At 65.9% G+C, this 17,686-nt stretch carries 17 protein-coding genes and 1 pseudogene; 5 read left to right on the forward strand and 13 right to left on the reverse strand.

All coding sequences use genetic code 11. The annotated features are described in order from the left end of the window. The first annotated feature begins 270 nt into the window (after positions 1-270). The gene (gene gluQRS / locus AU175_RS11840; protein WP_066288987.1) at positions 271-1,173 is read left to right on the forward strand and encodes a tRNA glutamyl-Q(34) synthetase GluQRS; all 903 of its coding nucleotides are present in this window, start codon (positions 271-273) and stop codon (positions 1,171-1,173) included. A gap of 94 nt (positions 1,174-1,267) precedes the next feature. Beyond that, positions 1,268-1,948: an HD domain-containing protein gene (locus AU175_RS11845; RefSeq protein ID WP_066288992.1), complete on the forward strand. Its 681-nt coding sequence runs from the start codon at positions 1,268-1,270 to the stop codon at positions 1,946-1,948. Here the strand turns inward: AU175_RS11845 and AU175_RS11850 are convergent. The 7 genes from AU175_RS11850 to AU175_RS11875 all read right to left on the reverse strand — a co-directional run bounded on the left by AU175_RS11850 (position 1,945) and on the right by AU175_RS11875 (position 10,318). After that, complete coding sequence (locus AU175_RS11850) at positions 1,945-3,186, reverse strand: low temperature requirement protein A (RefSeq protein ID WP_066288996.1); 1,242 nt, start codon at positions 3,184-3,186, stop codon at positions 1,945-1,947. The genes AU175_RS11845 and AU175_RS11850 overlap by 4 nt on opposite strands. Before the next feature lie 149 nt (positions 3,187-3,335). After that, positions 3,336-4,652 carry an ATP-binding protein gene (locus AU175_RS11855; protein WP_066288997.1) on the reverse strand — a complete coding sequence of 439 codons (1,317 nt, stop codon included), beginning with the start codon at positions 4,650-4,652 and terminating at the stop codon, positions 3,336-3,338. A gap of 161 nt (positions 4,653-4,813) precedes the next feature. After that, on the reverse strand, positions 4,814-4,936 hold the full coding sequence (locus AU175_RS22800; RefSeq protein WP_082979228.1) for a nickel-binding protein: 123 nt from the start codon (positions 4,934-4,936) through the stop codon (positions 4,814-4,816). A gap of 107 nt (positions 4,937-5,043) precedes the next feature. Continuing rightward, positions 5,044-6,579 (reverse strand): amino acid permease, encoded by a 1,536-nt coding sequence (locus tag AU175_RS11860; protein ID WP_066289000.1) that lies wholly within the window; start codon positions 6,577-6,579, stop codon positions 5,044-5,046. 201 nt (positions 6,580-6,780) lie between these two features. Continuing rightward, positions 6,781-7,866, reverse strand: coding sequence for an asparaginase (locus tag AU175_RS11865; RefSeq protein ID WP_066289003.1), 1,086 nt, complete (start codon positions 7,864-7,866; stop codon positions 6,781-6,783). Between the two features lie 19 nt (positions 7,867-7,885). Continuing rightward, positions 7,886-8,644, reverse strand: a complete 759-nt coding sequence (locus AU175_RS11870; RefSeq protein ID WP_066289005.1) for a FadR/GntR family transcriptional regulator — start codon at positions 8,642-8,644, stop codon at positions 7,886-7,888. Between the two features lie 132 nt (positions 8,645-8,776). Further along, the gene (locus AU175_RS11875; protein ID WP_231938538.1) at positions 8,777-10,318 is read right to left on the reverse strand and encodes an alanine/glycine:cation symporter family protein; all 1,542 of its coding nucleotides are present in this window, start codon (positions 10,316-10,318) and stop codon (positions 8,777-8,779) included. 334 nt (positions 10,319-10,652) lie between these two features. Here AU175_RS11875 and AU175_RS11880 point away from each other — a divergent pair, with 334 nt between their 5' ends. Further along, on the forward strand, positions 10,653-10,919 hold the full coding sequence (locus tag AU175_RS11880; protein WP_066289011.1) for a helix-turn-helix transcriptional regulator: 267 nt from the start codon (positions 10,653-10,655) through the stop codon (positions 10,917-10,919). Next, entirely contained in the window at positions 10,916-12,160 is a 1,245-nt protein-coding gene (locus AU175_RS11885) for a type II toxin-antitoxin system HipA family toxin (RefSeq protein WP_066289014.1), read from the forward strand. Before AU175_RS11880 ends, AU175_RS11885 begins: the two co-directional genes overlap by 4 nt. Positions 12,161-12,184: 24 nt before the next feature. Here the strand turns inward: AU175_RS11885 and AU175_RS11890 are convergent, their stop codons facing one another. Both AU175_RS11890 and AU175_RS11895 read right to left on the reverse strand, forming a co-directional pair. Beyond that, positions 12,185-13,117: a hypothetical protein gene (locus AU175_RS11890; protein WP_066289016.1), complete on the reverse strand. Its 933-nt coding sequence runs from the start codon at positions 13,115-13,117 to the stop codon at positions 12,185-12,187. 149 nt (positions 13,118-13,266) lie between these two features. Beyond that, a complete protein-coding gene (locus tag AU175_RS11895; protein ID WP_066289018.1) occupies positions 13,267-13,884 on the reverse strand; it encodes a uracil-DNA glycosylase in 618 nt (205 codons plus the stop codon). Positions 13,885-14,068: 184 nt separating this feature from the next. Between AU175_RS11895 and AU175_RS11900 the strand changes: the two genes are divergently transcribed. After that, positions 14,069-14,572, forward strand: coding sequence for a hypothetical protein (locus AU175_RS11900; RefSeq protein ID WP_066289020.1), 504 nt, complete (start codon positions 14,069-14,071; stop codon positions 14,570-14,572). 44 nt (positions 14,573-14,616) lie between these two features. Here AU175_RS11900 and AU175_RS11905 read toward each other — a convergent pair whose 3' ends face one another. The 4 genes and pseudogenes from AU175_RS11905 to AU175_RS22395 form a co-directional block, all read right to left on the reverse strand. Beyond that, on the reverse strand, positions 14,617-15,003 hold the full coding sequence (locus tag AU175_RS11905) for an RNA-binding S4 domain-containing protein (RefSeq protein WP_066289023.1): 387 nt from the start codon (positions 15,001-15,003) through the stop codon (positions 14,617-14,619). Positions 15,004-15,119: 116 nt separating this feature from the next. Continuing rightward, on the reverse strand, positions 15,120-16,226 hold the full coding sequence (locus AU175_RS11910) for a sulfite oxidase (protein ID WP_066289026.1): 1,107 nt from the start codon (positions 16,224-16,226) through the stop codon (positions 15,120-15,122). Positions 16,227-16,420: 194 nt separating this feature from the next. Next, positions 16,421-17,425, reverse strand: a complete 1,005-nt coding sequence (locus AU175_RS11915) for an aldo/keto reductase family protein (protein WP_066291015.1) — start codon at positions 17,423-17,425, stop codon at positions 16,421-16,423. A 90-nt stretch (positions 17,426-17,515) separates the two neighbouring features. Further along, positions 17,516-17,644: pseudogene (locus AU175_RS22395) on the reverse strand (aldo/keto reductase); the annotation flags it as partial. Positions 17,645-17,686 lie beyond the last annotated feature (42 nt).

The following is a 17,686-nucleotide window of genomic DNA, read 5'->3' on the forward strand; positions in this document are numbered from 1 at the left end:
CGCGTGCCGGTTGTGCCAACTGTATGGGTTCTGGTCAAATTGTGGCAACAAGGGCAGAGGCTACCGCCGACTCCCGCAGGCTACAGGCTCCCGGAACACCACCCGGCAACTGGACACCGCCTCCCGCAAGGAGGCTGCCGCTGATTGACACTTGTTCACACCATGGTCATTGAAGCAAACACGGCAAGAGCCCCTGAGCTCCCGACGCCGGATCTTGCGAGGTCGTCGGTAGCTGAGGGGCTCTTGTGTTGCCCGGACTAGGGTGGATCCATGACCCCAGCCGGCCGCTTTGCCCCCAGCCCCTCCGGTGAACTCCATGTGGGAAACCTCCGCACTGCCATGCTCGCCTGGCTGTTTGCCCGGTCCAGCGGACGGGAATTCCTGTTGCGCGTCGAGGATCTGGACCGTGCACGCGCCGGGGCGGAGGCAGAGCAACTCCGCGATCTTGCTGCGATCGGCATCACCTGGGACGGTGCCGTCGTACGCCAGACGGACCGGGGTGGCGTTTACGCCAAAGCGATCAGCCGGCTGACGGCTGCGGGCCTGACCTATGAGTGCTTCTGCACGCGCCGGGAGATCCAGGAGGCGCCGTCGGCCCCGCACGCGCCGCAGGGGGCCTATCCGGGGACCTGCCGGAACCTCGATTCCGCCGAGCGGGAGCTCAAGCGGTCTATGCGGCCAGCAGCCATCCGACTTCGGTCAGCGGTCGCGGAGTACACCGTGAACGACGTTCTCCACGGCGCATTCACAGGCGTGGTGGATGACTTTGTGCTGCGCCGCAACGACGGAGTGACCGCGTACAACCTGGCTGTGGTGGTGGACGACGCCGCGCAGGGCATCGACCAGGTGGTCCGCGGGGACGACCTGCTGGCATCCACCCCCCGGCAGGCATATCTCGCGTTGCTCCTGAATATACCGACTCCGGAATATGCCCATGTTCCGCTGGTTGTAAATTCCGACGGCGCACGGCTGGCCAAGCGCGACGGAGCCGTCACCTTGGGCGCCCTTGCCCGTGCAGGGGTCCCGGTTGGCGACGTGCGGGACCACCTGCTGAGATCCCTGGGGCTGCCGGCTGGAACGCTGGAGCAGGCACTCGTTTCGTTCCGGCCGGACCGTCTTCCGCGGAAAACCTGGGTCTGGCCCGGCCAAGGACTGGCTGGCGGCCTGCCGTGAGGTGAGCTTCCGCGGGTCGCCTGCCGGATGTGTTCGTGCCGGGGGCGGTCCCGGCGCGAACGTACACTTGTGGCCCTGCGCGTAGGCTGGAGCCATGTCAGACCAGCACTCTCCAGAGCACAGCCCCGCGCCCAGGTTCACTGTCGAGACCGCCAAGGTCCTGGCTGAGGTGGCCCACAACCGCCAGAAAGACAAGCTCAAGCGGCCGTACCGTGACCACGTCATCGCGGTGGGGGATGCCCTGGCAGATTTCGACGACGACATCCGGATCGCCGGGTACCTGCACGACATTGCCGAGGACACTCCCATCACCCGGCAGGCACTGTTGGACATGGGCGTCTCCGAGCGGGCCGTGGGAATCATTGAGCGGGTCACCAACAGGCTCCATGAGAATCCTGACGACTATGCGGCCGGAATCCGGGAAATCGCCGAGGACCACGACGCGGCGCTGGTCAAGATCGCGGATAACGCCCACAACTCACTGCCCGAGCGGGTGAGGGCACTCGCCGAGAAGTGGCCGGATAAGCCGCCGGTCACAAAATACCGGGATGCCCGTCCGGTACTTTATGCCGCCGTCGAGGTGGAGGAAGTACGCAAGATCCTGGCTCGGGTAAACCCCTGGCTGCTCGAGGAACTGGACGAAAGGCTGGACGACGAAGATGAAACGGACTACGAGCACCTGACGTACGACGACGCCCCTGCGGCCGAGCCTGCACCGGTGGTCGAGGCTGTCGAAACCGCTGAAGCGGCGGACAGCAGGGACGGGGCCTCCTAGGCTCCGGCTTTCATTTTCTCCAGCGCTGCGTTCATTCTTTCGGTGCCGCGCTTCTCGTCAATGACAATCGACACGCCCAGGGTCAGCACAATCACCAGCAGGCAGGCGGGCACCGAGACACCGGCGGCGGCAAGTCCCACGCTGCCCGCCATGGCGACCACGACGCCGGCCGCGACGGCAAGGACGGTGCGGTCCACGCAGATCATGACGCTGAAGAGCCAGGTCAGGGAGAGCTTGAACAGCGCCACGGGTACCGCGATGCTGGCCACGGCCACGGCGGCACTGATGTGGGCCTCATGGTCGATATAGTAGGCCACCACGTGCAGTCCGGCGCCAGTTGCGGCGATTGCGGCGAACATCGGCATGTGGCCGTAGCCGAAGAAGAATGAGCGGTGCCGCTGGTGGTGCAGGGCCGGGCCTGCGGGCACGATGAAGTAGATCCACCACATGCCGAATGCGAGGGCCGTTCCGCCGAATCCCACCAGCGCCGCATCAACGCTCCAGCCGTGGTTGGCCACAATGGCGCGGAGGGTTTCGATCGCTCCGATCAGGCATTCGCCAAGGGCAATGATGGCTAGAAGCCCGTAGCGCTCGGCAATGTGGTGCGCGTGCCACGGGGTCCGCATGCCGCGCTCCGCGGCATAGGGGGCGGCCATTTCCAAGATGAACAGCGGTGCAGCCACGAGGAACGTGGTGGGGATGTCCGCCTGAATGACGAGCACCGCGATCCAGCCGAGCTGGACCACGCCAAGGTACGCGGCGTAGCGCTGGCAGGTCTGCCGGCGTGCGGGATCCTGCTGTGCCGCGCGTAGCCACTGGAAGACCAGGGCCAGGCGCATGATCACGTAGCCGCCTACCATCACGGCGTTGTCCACATGCTCGCCCTCCACGAGCGAGTGGAACATTGGCTCAATTCCCATGGCCAGGATCAGCACCCCAAGAAGCTGGACCATGGTGACCACGCGGAACACCCAGTCGTCGGTGTCGTAGGCGCTTGCGAACCATGTGAAGTTGATCCACGCCCAGATCACGGCGAACATTGCGAAGGAGAATCCCAGCAGGCCCGCGCCGAAGTGGGCTTCAGCGATCGCGTGCGCGAACTGGCTGCCCGCCACGCCGAAGGCAATGACAAACGTCAGGTCGAAGAAGAGTTCCAGCGGCGTGGCCGAACGATGATTTTCATGGGGATCCCGGCCGCCCATGCGGGAGAGGGCGTGCCGGAGGGGGTTCGAGGACATGGGTCAAAGATTACCTGCGGCGCGGTTCCGGCTCCACCATGCTGGAGCCGCCCGTGCCGCTGAAGTGCGAAGTCGCCGGAACGCTACCGGTTCGCAGGCAACTCTTCGGCGAGTACGCAGCTTTCCGGCGAGTCCGTCCTGGCGGGGGCTTAGACCCGGCCCAGGGCGTCGATGTCCTCCAAGAAGTCCTGGTGGACCTCCGCGCTGACGGTGGTCCTGGTTTCCCCGATGGCGTCCAGGTAGTCCTGCGTGGACGGCCCCTTCCGGACGGCTTCGCGGACCGAAACGCTGCCTCCGGAGGCCGCGCCGCCGTCGTCGTACACTGCCTTTTCGAGCGCACGCTGGGAGGCGCTGCGGGCGGCGTACTCGATGTCCGCCGGGGAGAAACCCTCGGTACGCTCCACGAGGAGTTCCACATCGACGTCGTCCACCACGGTGGCCGGGATGAAGCGCTGCCACATGGCTTCGCGGGCCTGGCGGTCCGGGAGCCCGATGGGGATAACGTAGTCGAAGCGGCCATGCCTCAGGAAGGCGCTGTCCAGGGACTTGATGAAGTTCGTGGCGCAGACCAGCAGGCGGCCGGGCTGTTCGCGGAACGCCGGGATGATTTTCAGCAGCTCGTTGGTGACGCCCTGCAGCGGCGACGGCGGCTCGCCGGAGCGCTGGGAGGCGATCTCTTCCACTTCGTCGATGAACACCACACAGTGCTCGAGCTCAGCGATCTCCAGGAAGGTTTCGCGCAGCGCGCCGGCGAGTCCCTTGGGATCAGACGCCAGCCGCGACGGGAAAACCTCCACGAACGGCCACTCCAGCCGGGACGCGATGGCCTTCGCGAACGTGGTCTTGCCGGTGCCGGGAGGACCAAACAGCACCACGGCGCGCGGCGGCACCACACCGTATTCATCGGCGAGGTCGGCCTCCGCCAGGGGCAGGACCAGGCGCCGCTCAAGAAGTTCCTTTTCCCTGCGCATGCCGGCGACGTTTTCCCACAGGTCCCGGGCCAGGATCCGGCCGCCCAGCTGGCCCAGTGCGCCGAGTTCCTGACGCTGCACGGGGATGGTCCGCTCAAAGTAGCGCAGGTTCTTCTTGAGTGCGAAACCGCGGCTGAGGAACGCCTCCACCCGCGTTTCAGACTCCGGCATCAGGGCCGAGAGCTTGTTGAGGCCGTGCGGGGCCATCCGGTTTTCGACGGCGGCGAGCAGCGACGTGCCGATACCGCGGCCGCGGTACTCCGGAAGGGTGGCCAGGAACACGATCCAGCCCTGGTCGTGGGCGGCGCGTCCCACAGCCGCGCCCACCACCATGTCGCCCTGGACAGCCACCACCGCGTGGTCCTTTTCGCAGGACGCCAGCACCTCGGAGAGGGCATAGACGGGTTCCACGTTGGTGGCTTTGAGGGATTCCCAGAGGTGCAGGATCCCGTCCAGGTCCGCTGAGTGGAAATCCCTGATCCGCCAGTTGGTCATGCCATGTCTCCCGGGTGGTTCGTCGTTGAACTGCTCGTTGAACTTTTACAGAGCCGCGTGTGAAGCGCTCTGCTGAGCATAAGCGATCACCTCCCGCCCGGGGGTTGCGGGAGCGTTGCGTTACAGGATGGCGGCCGAAGCAGAGGTCTGCTGTGGCGATTTCAAACCTTGATGGGCGCGGGGCGGACTTCGTCGGCGGGGCAGCCCGCGCGCTCATGGATACGCTTTTCCGCTTCCGCTGAGGGAGCCTCTGACAGGCAGTAAACCAGACCTGCCCGCCTCAGGCGTCAAGTGGGATCCCGGGCGGTAACGACGGCGGCACCCTACGTTCCGTGTCTACGGAACCTAAGGTGCCGCCGTCGGGCGTCACTGCCGGCTGGCCGGCGGCGCGTTACCTTTTGAAGGATTCCGCAGGCGGGTTTGCGATGACGGGGGCTGTGCCGGTGAAGCCTTCGCGGGTTTCGGCGATTTCGCGGATGCGGGTGCGGCAGGCGTACCAGCCGGCCACCATGAGGGCGGAGGCGATGGCAGTGACCAGCATGGTGAGGGGGGATTCGATGAACACCATGACCAGGACGCCGACGAGGAAGAGCAGTGAGAGGTAGCCGGTGTAGGGGGCGCCGAACATCCGGAAGGAGGGGCGTTTGAGCCAGCCCTTGTCGGCCCAGCGTTTGAGCTGGAGCTGGCACAGGACGATGGTGGCCCAGGTCATGATGATGCCTACGGAGGCGACGTTCAGCACAATCTCGAAGGCCTGGGCCGGGACGAGGTAGTTCAGCGGGACGCCGAGGAGGGACACGCCGGCGGTGATGGCGATCCCGCCGTAGGGGACGCCGGCTTTGTTCATCCGGCCGGCGAACTTCGGGGCGGAGCCGTTCACTGACATGGAGCGCAGGATCCGCCCGGTGGAGTACAGGCCGGCGTTGAGGGAGGACAGGGCGGCGGTGAGGACGACAAGGTTCATGATGACGTCCACACCCTGGATGCCGATGGAGCCAAAGAACGTCACGAACGGGCTGACACCCTTTTCGTAGGAGGTGTACGGCAGCAGCAGGGCCAGGAGGATGACGGAGCCGACGTAGAACACGGCGATGCGGAAGACCACTGAGTTGATGGCCTTGGGCATGATCTTTTCCGGGTTCTCGGTCTCGCCGGCGGCGGTGCCGACCAGTTCGATGGAGGCGTAGGCGAACAGCACGCCCTGCATCAGGATGATCATGGGCAGCAGGCCGTTGGGGAAGATGCCGCCGTTGTCCGAGAGCAGGCTCAGGCCCACCTGCTGGCCGTCCACCGGGGTGCCGAAGATGACGAAGTAGGTGCCCACGACGAGGAAGATGACCAGCGCGGCGACCTTGATCAAGGCGAACCAGAACTCCATCTCGCCGAAGACCTTCACAGAGACCAGGTTCAGGGCCAGGACCACAACGAGGGCGATCAGTGCCCAGGCCCACTGCGGGACGGCCGCCATCCAGGGGATGTAGTTGCCGAAGAAGTTCATGTAGAGGGCGGCTGCGGTGATGTCCACGATGGTGGTGGTGGCCCAGTTGATCCAGTAGAACCAGCCCGAGACGAACGCGGCCTTCTCCCCGAAGAATTCACGGGCGTAGGACACGAAGGAACCCGAGGACGGGCGGTGCAGCACCAACTCGCCCAGTGCGCGGAGGATGAGGAACGCGAAGAAGCCGCAGACGGCGTAGGCGATCACCAGCGACGGGCCCGCGGCGTTGAGCCGGCCGCCCGCGCCCAGGAACAGGCCGGTGCCGATCGCGCCGCCGATCGCGATCATCTGGATCTGCCGCGGTTTGAGGTTCTTGTGGTAACCCTTGTCCTCCGCGTGCAAGGCCGACTCAGAGGCGTGAGCCTGGGGCGGAACAGTGTGGTCCGTGATGACCTGCTTTTGGGCAGTGTCCGGTTGGGCATTTGTCATGGGGGTGTCCTTAGGGGTCCATTGGTGGGAGGGGCCAGAGCCTACTTGCTGAGGTTGGCGAGGCGTTGGGGGCGGGGAGTTCCTGGAGTTGGGTGTTGGCGGTGATGCGTTGGAGGCAGCGTGCGTTCAGGGTGCGGCAGGCTGACTCGAGGTGGGAGGCCCTCTTGTGGAGGCTGTGGAAGATGACGGGTGCTTCCGGGATCACCGGGCTTCGTCGACGGGCGTGGACAGGAAGTCTGTGGGCTGCAGCAGGCCAACTGTGTGGCCGCCGCCCAGCACGGGGGCAGTGCCAATGTCCGCCAGCGGGGCGATGTCGACCCCGAGGGATCCGAGGAGGCGGACAGTCGCTGGCATCCGGGCACGGTCGCCGCCGTCGGAAATCTTGACGGCAACTGCCCGGCCATCCGGCAGCCCCACGAGCTGCACACCCTCAAAACCGTCTTTCGCCACTGAACCGGGAAGCAGCCGCATCAGGTCGGTGACGTCCCGGCCTTCGCCGGCCACCATGTCCGGGTGCTGGCGCATGGCCAGCCCGACGGCGGCTTCCGCTGCTGCCGGTGCGGAACCGGCGTCGTCGGAGGTGCTTCCGGCGGCGTTTCCTGCGGCAGCGGCGATTCGGCCGAAGGCGCGGGCCATGCCGCGGAGGGTGAGGGCGAAGAGCGGTGTTCCGCAACCATCCGCGCTGCGGGCGAAGGGTTCCTCCTCCGTCAGCTCGGTGAGGGTGGCGGTAACGTGCTGCTGCAGCGGGTGGGACGGGTTCAGGTAGCCCTTAACCGGCCATCCGTTGATGACGCAGGTGGCAGCCATGGCGGCGTGCTTCCCGGAACAGTTCTGCGTCAGTTGCGTGGCGTGGAAACCGGAGCGCAGCCAGTCCTCGCGCTCATTTGTGCCGTGGGGCAGGTCGGTACTGTTCTCCAGGTCGCCGGTGGTGAGGCCGTGCATGGCGAGGATGCGCTGGGTGCCGCCGCGGTGCTTGGCTCCGCCGGAGTGGCTTGCTGCGGCCAGGGCCAGCAGGTCAGCGGGGAGGTTCAGGCCGGCGCGGACCATGGCCACCGCCTGCAGCGGCTTGAGGGAGGAGCGCGGGTAGAACGGAGCCAGGGGATCCCCGGCCGTTGCCAGGGTTGAGCCGTCAGGCGCCGTGGCGATGGCCGAGCCGTAGTGGATGCTTTCGACCAGGCCGCCGCGCGTGGCGACCACCAGGGGTGCGTGCTGCGGGAGCATCGCTGATTCAGTTGCGGGGACGCCGGGGGCGGCGGTCCGGGCGGCGGGCATGGCAGGGGCTGGCATGGAGTCCTAGGGGTGGCGGTTACTTGTTGAGGATGGAGTCGAGGGCAACCCCGACGGCGCGCAGGTGTGCGGCCATGGCTTCGCTCGCGGCGTCGGCGGAGCCGGCCTCGATGGCGGCAAGGATCTGCTGGTGCTCGATGTCCGACGCGTTCTGGCGGTCGGCCACCATGTTCAGTGTCTCCGACTGGAAGGCCAGCGCACTCCGGATATCCCCGACGACGCTGGCGAACACCTTGTTGCCGCTGGCGCGGGCGATGGCGGCGTGGAAGCTGGAGTCCAGGGCAACCCAGGATTCGGGATCCGTTTCGGTGACCATCGCCTCGACGATCTGCCGCAGGGTCTCCAGTTCCTCGCCGGTCCGGCGCTGGGCGGCCAGCCCTGCTGCGGGAACCTCGATGTGGGGGCGGGCCTCCGTGAGGTCCCGGGCGGAGTACTGTCCCAGTGTCAGGTCACCGGCGACCGTATTGGACACGACGAACGTACCCCTGCCGGTCTTGGTGACGGTCAGGCCCAGGGCGGTGCAGGAGCGGAGGGCTTCGCGGATAACCGAGCGGCTCACGCCATAGTGCTGCGAGAGGGCGGCCTCGGAACTGAGTTTTCCGCCGACGGGGACCTGTCCGGACTCGATGTCGCCGCGGATGGCGTTGAACACCGCTTCGGCAGCGCTGAGCCGGGCGAGCGGCTGGGCCGGGCGTTGGGCAGTGCTCTGGCCCTGGGCCCCAAGGTCCGCTGCGGACTCCGCAGGCTGTCCTGCTGTCCGGCTGTCTGACAGGTTCATGGATTAAAATATGGCACGGGTCACAGGCTGTGTCAATGTCTGCGGGTGCGAGGAGGCTGGCACCCACAGCGGGCGCCAGCCTCCTTGGCCTACCCGGCGGGGCGGGAGCGGTTTCTTCGGATCATTCCAGCCTCACCGGCCGGGTGTGCGGACCTCGTCGGCCTCGATTCCGAGTTCCAGAAGTTTGCCGCTCTTGCGTTCAGCGAGGTAGGCCGTCATCTCGCGCTTGATGACGGGCAGCAGCAGGTAAACGCCGAGCAGGTTGACGAAGGCGCAGACGAACAGCGCGGCATCCGCAAAATTCAGCACCTGGGTGAAGGTCAGTACCGTGCCCACGACGGTGAAGAACAGGAACACGCACTTGTAGGTGACTTCTGAGGCCTTGCTGCGCCCGAAGAGGTATTCCCAGGCTTTCAGGCCGTAGTAGGACCAGGTGATGAGCGTGGAGAAGGCGAACAGTGCCACTGCGAAGGCGAGGACCAGCGGGAACCAGGGGAGGACCGTGGCGAACGCATCTGAGGTGAGGATGACGCCGTCAGGGGCGCCGTCCCCGGCCTGAACCTGGTCGATGCCTGCCTGGAGGCTCGGCGCACCCGCAATGACGATCGCGAGGGCTGTCATGGTGCAAATGATGACGGTGTCCACCAGCGGCTCGAACATTGCAACGAAGCCTTCGCTCACGGGACGGCGCGTCTTGACGGTGGAGTGGGCGATCGCCGCTGATCCCAGGCCGGCTTCGTTGGAGAATGCCGCGCGCTGGAAGCCGACGATCATGACGCCCACCAGGCCGCCCGCCATGCCGGAGGGGTTAAAGGCGCCGGTGATGATGGCCCCGAACGCGGCCGGAACCTGGTTGAAATTGACGATAATGACAAAAAGGCAGGCCGTCACGTAGACGAACGCCATGGCAGGGACCAGCTTGCTGGTGGTGGCTCCGATGGACTTCATGCCGCCCAGGATCACGGCAGCCACCAGCGCCGCGAGGATGACTCCAAAGATCAGCGCTGCCCCGGCGCTCCCGAGGAGTCCTTCATCGCCGCCGGTGACGTTCCGCATCTGGGCGAACGTCTGGTTGGCCTGGAACATGTTTCCGCCGGCGATGCCGAAGATCAGGATAGAGACCGCGAAAATTCCGGTGAGGATCTTCCCCGGGACGGTGCCTAACTTCTGGAAAGCGATGGGGAGGTACTTGAACGGCCCGCCCGTGACGGTGCCGTCTTCGTGCACTTCGCGGTACTTGACGCCCAGGGTGCACTCCGCGAACTTTGTAGCCATGCCCAGCAGGCCAGCCAGGATCATCCAGAACGTCGCGCCGGGGCCGCCGAGCGCCATGGCCGCACCCACGCCGGCGATATTTCCGAGGCCGACTGTGCCGGAGAGTGCAGATGTCAGCGCCTGGAAGTGGGGCACCTCTCCCGGATCATGTTTGGCGGAATAGCGCCCGCGGACCACTTCGTAGGAGACCTTCAGGCCGCGGAACTGGACTAGGCCGAGGTAGATGCTGATGATGATGCCGGCGGCGATCAGCCAGGCCACCACGGCCGGAAAGCTGACTTCGCCAATGGTGATCGGGAAAAAGACAATGGTCGAAAAAACCTCAGCCACGGGGCGGAACACGGCGTCCGTTGTTTCTTCAATGGTGGCCAGCCAGCTGACCTCATCGGCAACGGTCATGGGTATTGCTTGCATGGATTCAAGACTTCCTGGTTGGGCTTGATTCTTGCCCGGCGCCCCTCGTGGCAGTTCTGCTGTCCGAGTCCCCCATAGATGTGAGCAACAACTTGTTCGACCAAACCTATGTTAAATACGTCACATTCGCCGAATTTAGGCCCATTCCTGGAATCGCCCCGCGGTCTCCCCTGGGCTGCCGGCCAAGCAAATACGCTTCCGCAAAAGCGCCCTTCCAAGCCGGTACGTTCGTACCGGTCTGTCCATTCCCGCTGACGCAATCTCGGCGTAGACTCCCCAGTGAAGGACAAAGCGGCACGATCGTACCTATCGGAGGACCATGAGCGAACCCATCGCTGATCTCTTGGCCACAGAAGTGCGCTCACGCCGCACAGGACTGGGGCTCACCCAGCACGATCTAGCAGTCATGGCCGGGGTCTCAGAACGATTTGTCCGCTTCGTGGAGCAAGGCAAGCCGAGTGTGCAGCTGGATTCGCTGACCGCCCTGCTGGACACGTTGGGGCTGGAACTCCGCGTGGCCACCAGAACCAGCCCGGCTGCCCGTGCGCTCACCGGCCCCGCAAGCCCTCAAGAACCCACGCCATGAAACACCGCATCGCCGACGTCTACAAGGCCGGCGTGCTGGCCGCGCGGATTGAACGGCACGACGGCGGCACCCGGTTCAGCTACCTGCCGGCCTACCTCTCGTCAGGGGGACCCGCCGTCGCCAGTTCCCTGCCGCTCACCAGTGAACCTGTCATCTCGGCCGCGGGGGCGGCGCCGCCCTATTTCACCGGGCTCCTGCCGGAAGGCCGCCGGCTCAACGCGCTGCGGCGGTCCATAAAGACCAGTGCCGACGACGACCTGTCCCTGCTTATCGCGGCTGGCGGTAACCCGGTGGGCGACGTGCAGATCGTGGGGCACGGCGAACCGCTGGACCCGGACGAGCACGCGGTCCAGCTGGACCCGAAGCTGCCCGTGGACTTCGACCAGCTCCTGGGCGATCCGGACCTGATCGACCCCGTGGCACTGGCCGGTGTGCAGGACAAACTGTCCGCGGGCATGATCTCGCTGCCGGTTGCCAGGGCCGGGAGGCGGTTCATCCTCAAACTCAATGCCCCGGAATTTCCCCATGTGGTGGAGAACGAGCTGGTGATGTTCCGGTACGCTGCCAAACTGCGGATCCCGCTGAGCCGGGTCCAGCTCATCCAGGACGTCGCGGGCAGGCCAGGCCTGCTGGTGGAGCGCTTTGACCGGGTGCCCATTCCGGGCGGCGGTCGGGACGAGGTGCGGCGCCTGGCTGTGGAGGACGGCGCGCAGGTGCTGAAGCTCTACCCGGCGGACAAGTACAACGTGGGATACGGCCAGGTGTGCCATGCGCTGGCGGAGTACTGCTCGGCACCCCTCCCCGCCCTCAGGAACCTGGCAATCCAGGGGGCGTTTGCGTGGCTGAGCGGCAACGGCGACCTGCACGCGAAAAATGTCTCGATGGTCCAGCAGCCGCATGGGGAATGGACCATCGCCCCCGTCTATGACATCCCCTCCACCGTCGTCTACGGGGATAAAACCCTCGCGCTGACGTTGGCGGGCAAGCGAAGCGGAGTTTCTCGGCGGCACTTTCTGGGCTGGGCCACGAACCTGGGACTTCCGGACCGCACGGCGGTCCAGGTGGTGGAGCTTGCCCTGAAGGCGTCCGGTCCGCTGATCGCCGACCTGGAGGCTGGCACCGCCTTCGCCGGGCTGGTTGGTTCCGGAAGGAACGACGGCGGCGGCTCACCGTTTCCGGACATGGTCACCAAAGCGTGGGTTAAGGAGCTGAGGCACCGGAGGAGGCTGCTGGAAGGCTGACCGTGACCGGGCAGGCTGGTACCGTCACGAGCCCCCGTACCACCTGAGGATCCGCAGGGCGCGGAGGGTGTTCCAGCGGCTGGGTTGTCCGTCGCCGTCCTCAAGCTTGAAGTGGACCTTGCCGGGGTGGGTGTTCTCCAGCAGCCAGCGGCCGTCTGGCTGCTGCTTCGACCGGACCACGTCCACGGCCTCTTCCAGGCGTCCTTCAGGAGCGCCGCCGGCTGCGCGGAAATAGTCCAGCCCCCGGAGCACGTCGTAGAACCAGCGGGTGGGGTAGGAGAACTGCAGCCACTGTCCGCTGATCAGCTCACCCGTGCTTTTTCGCCTGAGCAGCCTGCGTTCCAGGAGGTATTCCTCGCCGCGCTGCCGCGCCTCCCGCGATTGGGGCGTCCCGCCGGTGGAACGTTCGTGCTCAAGAAGTCCCTCGAGTACGCAGATGGTGGTGTGGAAGGACGAGCGGGTTGAACCTCTCTCGGCCTCGCAGTTCCAGCCGCCATCGGTCAGCTGATCGCGGATCAGCCGATCCACCACCTTGTCCACGGGCTCGCCGAAGTACGCGCCGATTGCCACTGCCATGCCGTTGATGCAGGGCTCCACTTCACCGTCGAAGTATGGCTGGTCGCCTTCCTCCCAGCGGCTGTTGTCCCGGACCGGGGTGAGCGCCTTCCGGGCTTCCCGGCTGGCCGGGTTGAGGCCGAACTCCCGCAGGAGCAGGAGACTGTAGGTGGTGGCGGTCCAGGGCTGGCCGTCCGGGTCGTCGTCATGCGCGGGCCAGTACGTGCCGCCGTCCCATTGTCCGTCGCTGCCTTGCAGTGCGAGGAGCCGGGCGCCCCAGCCGGTGGTGGCGACCTTGTCCCGTTCGGCGGCAATTTCCGGGGCCGATGTATCAGCGAGGTCGCGCAGGACCTGCCAGCGGATGGAGGGATCGGAGTCAAGCAGCCAGTCGCGCACGTCCATGGGCCCAACCTACACCGCGGTGAGCCGCCGAAGAGGGGGAGTCCCGCCGTCGTGCGTTCCCGGGATGGCACTGAGCCGCAGTTCCCGGGATGGCACTGAGCCGCAGTCCCCGGGCGGTCAACCGCGGCGAACGGTCATTTCGCGGCTGGCTAGAGGTGCTGGATTCCTGCTCGCTGCATGGCGTCTTTGTAGACCTCAACGCTCTTCTGGAGCAGCTCTTCCTGCTTGGCTTCAGAAACAGCAAAGGCCCGCCCGCCGAGCGCGCTGGCCTTGTAGATCTTGATGCCACTGTTTTTCAAGGAGGAATGGTAGGTCTTCTCGAAGAGGGTGAGGAAGGTGGACGCGTCGGTGCCGTGGGCAATGATGGCGGAAACGCGGGAGTTGATCTTCAGGAACTGGCGGAAGGGCCGTAAGCCGTCGGTCTTTTCCTGGACGTTGAGCGCGGTGGGCAGAGCGGGGTCGCGCACCCACGGGTAGGCGTTCCACGGCATCACGTAGCGGGGATCAAGTTCCGCGAGTTCATAGATCTGGGTGGCGCGGCGGGCAGCTTCGTCGTCGTTGTAGTGGGAAACGAACCCCGATTCCGTGCCTTTGCCGGGGCTGACCTGGAGGCTGACGATGCGGCATTCGTCTTCGTCGTGGATGGGATCGATGTACGGGACGACGGACCCTGGCTTCTTTTCCATCAGTTCGTCACAAAGCTGCGTGACCGCCGCGATGTTCGGTTCCTGTAGCAGGGCCTTTTTTTCGTCCCAGTCAATCGTCACGATTTCTCCCTCGGCAGCACGGCGTCCAGAATCAGGCGTCTTAGGCCACTCTACGCTTTTGGACGTGGGGCTGCGCGGGCGGCAATTATTCCATTCCCTTGAGTTCAATGGATGTTGCCCCGTTGGGGAAGAATGGTAACGCGGTTCCACACCGAGGACCTCAACCAACCAAGGAGCCTCCACCATGGTCAGCAGGGCATCCCTTAAGGCCGAGGGTTTCGCAGGATTCAGGGCTGTCGGAAGTCTTGAGGTCATGCGGATCCCGCAGGGCACAGGGGTCTTCGCCGTGCTGGAACCGGACGGCTTCGAACCGCGTTTCCTTAAACGGAGCACCGCCGGCATCTTCAAAAAGAAGGACCCCTCATTGCCGGAAGCGGCAGTGGCTGCCGAATGGGTCGAGGGAGCAGACGTCCTCTATCTCGGCAGGGCGGGCGCAGGGAGCAAAGGCAACCGAGGGCTTCGCCGCCAGATCCAGGAGTTCCTGGACTTCGGCAAGGGGAAGCCCCCGGGTCACTGGGACGGCAGGCTGGTGTGGCAGCTCGCGGGTTCCGACTCGCTGGTTATCGCCTGGAAAGAGGTCCCGGCAGAAGAAGTGAACCGGACTGAGGCCCGGCTCCACGCGGACTTTGTCGCGGAGTTTGCGCGGCTGCCGTTCGCCAACCTGGTGCACGCCAGGGCCAGGAGCTAGGCGCTGTTGCCGCAACGCCTGCGGGCGCGTCGGCGGCGCAAGGCCTAGGTCGCGGGGCCCCGGAGCCGTTCCATCTCGCGGCGGTCCTTCTTGGTGGGACGCCCAGCACCGCGGTCCCGCTGCGGGAGGCCCAATGCGGGGGCGATGGGACGCGGCGGTGTGTGATCGGTAAAGCAGTGGGAGGCAGGCTCGGCTCCGACGCGCTTGGCGATCAGGCGCCGGACCTCAAGAATCCGCTCGTAGCCGGACATGCGCACTGTGACCGTGTCACCCGTGACCAGGGTGGCAGAGGCTTTGGCGGGACTGCCGTTCAGCCGCACGTGGCCGGCGCGGCAGGCGGCAGTGGCCGCGGAACGTGTCTTGTAGGCGCGGATGGCCCACAGCCACGCATCAATGCGGACGCTGGCGGGGGAGGACGGAAGGATGGTCATGGCTGGCACCGAGTATACGGCTTGAGCTTCGTGCGGATCTTCCCGGACATGTGCCGGAGCCTGCCATGGTGGACTGCCGGCGGGCCCTGGCCGTGAGGCATCGGTTCTGGAGGCGCCTAGTCGACGGTCACGCGCACCCGCTGCACCAAGTTGTTGCCCATCCCCTGGTAGTTCCAGTTCTGCCCCAGGGGCTGGGTGGCGCCGGTGGCGTCCGTGGCGCGGCAGGCCAGCTCGTGCTCGCCGGGATCAGCCACCCACGGCAGCGTCCACTTGCACCATGCGAAGGGCCCGGCCGGCTTTTCCAGCTGGGCGGTTGCCCACTTGCCGTCGATCCCCACCTCAACGCGCGTCACGGCACCATGGCCGGACCAGGCCCTGCCGGTGAGCATCACCGGCCCGCGCGGGAGCACCCTGTTACGGGTGAAGAAGTCGGGGATGCCTGGCGGAACCATCAGTGAACGGATCCTGATCCGCGAAACCGGTGTGCCGGCGTCGTCCGCGCTGTCCTGGTACCGGTACGCCGGCTGCTGCTGGTAACCCGTGAAGGGGACCGTCACCACGTCAATGGACTCGAGCCATTTGACGCTCGTCATGCCGTACCAGCCCGGCACTACCAGGCGGAGGGGGTAGCCGTGCTGCGGGGGCAGCTCGCTGCCGTTCATCCGGTAGGCAAGCACGACGTCGGGACGCATCGCCTCGCGGATCGGCAGGCTCCGTGCGTAGCGCTGCCGGACGCCGCCCTGGATTCCGTCATCGGCGCCGGTGAAGACCACTTCCACGGCGTCGGGCAGCACGCCGGCCTTCGCGAGCAGGTAGGCCAACGGCACCCCGGTCCATTCCGCCGTCCCCACCGCTTCCAGGATCCATGGCTGGCTCAATGGGCGCGGTTTGAGCAGGGACCGGCCATTGCCCGCGCATTCGAGCGTGACGGGGATGCTGATGGCCGGGTCCTTCTTGAGCGCGGCGAGGCTCAGCTCCAGTGACCGCTCCACGGCGCCCTTAACCTGCAGGTGCCAGGACGCGGCGTCGATGTCCGGGATGTCGAAGTGCGTGAGGACATAGTGGAGCCCGGGTGGTGTGATGTCACGGCGCAGCGCCTCCAGTGGCATGGAGTGGTTCCGGGCAGCCAGCTGGAGCTCCTCCGGGGTTAACGGCCCCGACGTTGGTTCGCCGGCATGCGGCGCGGGGCGTGCTGACTGGCGTTGCCTGTAGATCTGCTTCATGGCCGTGCGATTCTGCTCGATGAGGCTGAAGGTCCCTTCCCACAGGTTTACGCCGGGGTGCCCGTCGCCGTCAACGGCTGAGGCCTGCGATGGCAGATGCGGCCGTCAGCCCTCGGGTTTTTGTCCAGATACGGGCAGATAAAAGCCCCGAAAGTCTCCGTATCTGGACAAAAACTCCAAAGTGGTGCCCGCTCCTAGGCTTCGCGCGCAGCGGGCGACTTGGTCTGCGCCGGGTCGCGTTCGGCCAGGGAGCCGATCGCATCGTCAATCTTCTTCAGGACCTGCGGCTCAAGCGTTACACCCGCGGCCGCGACGCTGTCCGCGATCTGCTCCGGGCGTGACGCGCCCACGATGGCCGAGGCAACGTTCGGGTTCTGCAGGACCCATGCCACCGCGAGCTGCGGCATGGTGAGGCCGGCTTCCGCGGCGATCGGCTTGAGGTCCTGGACGCCGGCCAGGACGTCGTCGCGCATCCAGCGCTGGATCATCTTGGCGCCGCCCTTGTCATCCGTCGCACGGCTGCCTTCGGGGGCAGGCTGGCCGGGCAGGTACTTTCCGCTCAGCACACCTTGCGCCATGGGGGACCAGACGATCTGGGACACGCCGAGTTCCTCCGAGGCCGGCACCACCTCTGCCTCGATGACCCGCCAGAGCATGGAGTACTGCGGTTGGTTCGAGATCAGCTGGAAGCCCAGCTCCTTGGACAGTGCATGGCCTTCGCGGAGCTGCTCCGCGGTCCATTCGCTGACCCCGATGTACAGCGCTTTGCCCTGCCGCACAATATCCGCGAATGCCTGCATGGTTTCTTCCAGCGGCGTTTCGAAGTCGTACCGGTGGGCCTGGTAGAGGTCCACGTAGTCGGTCTGCAGCCTGCGTAGCGAACCGTTGATCGAGTCCATGATGTGCTTGCGGGACAGGCCAAGATCGTTCTTGCCCTTGGGGCCGGTGGGGCCGTAGACCTTGGTGAATATCTCCAGGGACTCGCGGCGCTCGCCCTTCAGCGCGGCACCGAGTACGGTCTCCGCGGCAGTGTTGGCGTAGACGTCCGCCGTGTCGAACGTGCTGATGCCCGCGTCGAGGGCCGCCCGGACGCACTGGGTGGCGACGTCGTTCTCCACCTGTGAGCCGTGAGTCAGCCAGTTGCCGAACGTGATTTCTGAGACTTTGAAGCCGCTGTTTCCGAGGTATCTGAATTCCATGGTTCTCACGCTAGCGGAGATGCGGGCTCGCGGAAAGGGCTTTCCAAAAGTACGACGGCGGTACGGCAGCCTCCGCGCTCAGCGGCGGCGGAGCTCGGCGTACTCCAGGGACGGGACAAAGACGTCGTCGCGGCGGCGGCGGAGCGCCCGGCCCACAACCTTTTCGGACTCGCCCTGGGAGTAAACGTCGGCTGTGTCCACCGCGGTGATGCCGGCGTCGGGGCGGCCTGGATGATACTGATGCCTCCGCTCTGGTGGCCC

This window comes from Arthrobacter sp. B6, assembly GCF_001663775.1.
Lineage (GTDB): Bacteria > Actinomycetota > Actinomycetes > Actinomycetales > Micrococcaceae > Arthrobacter.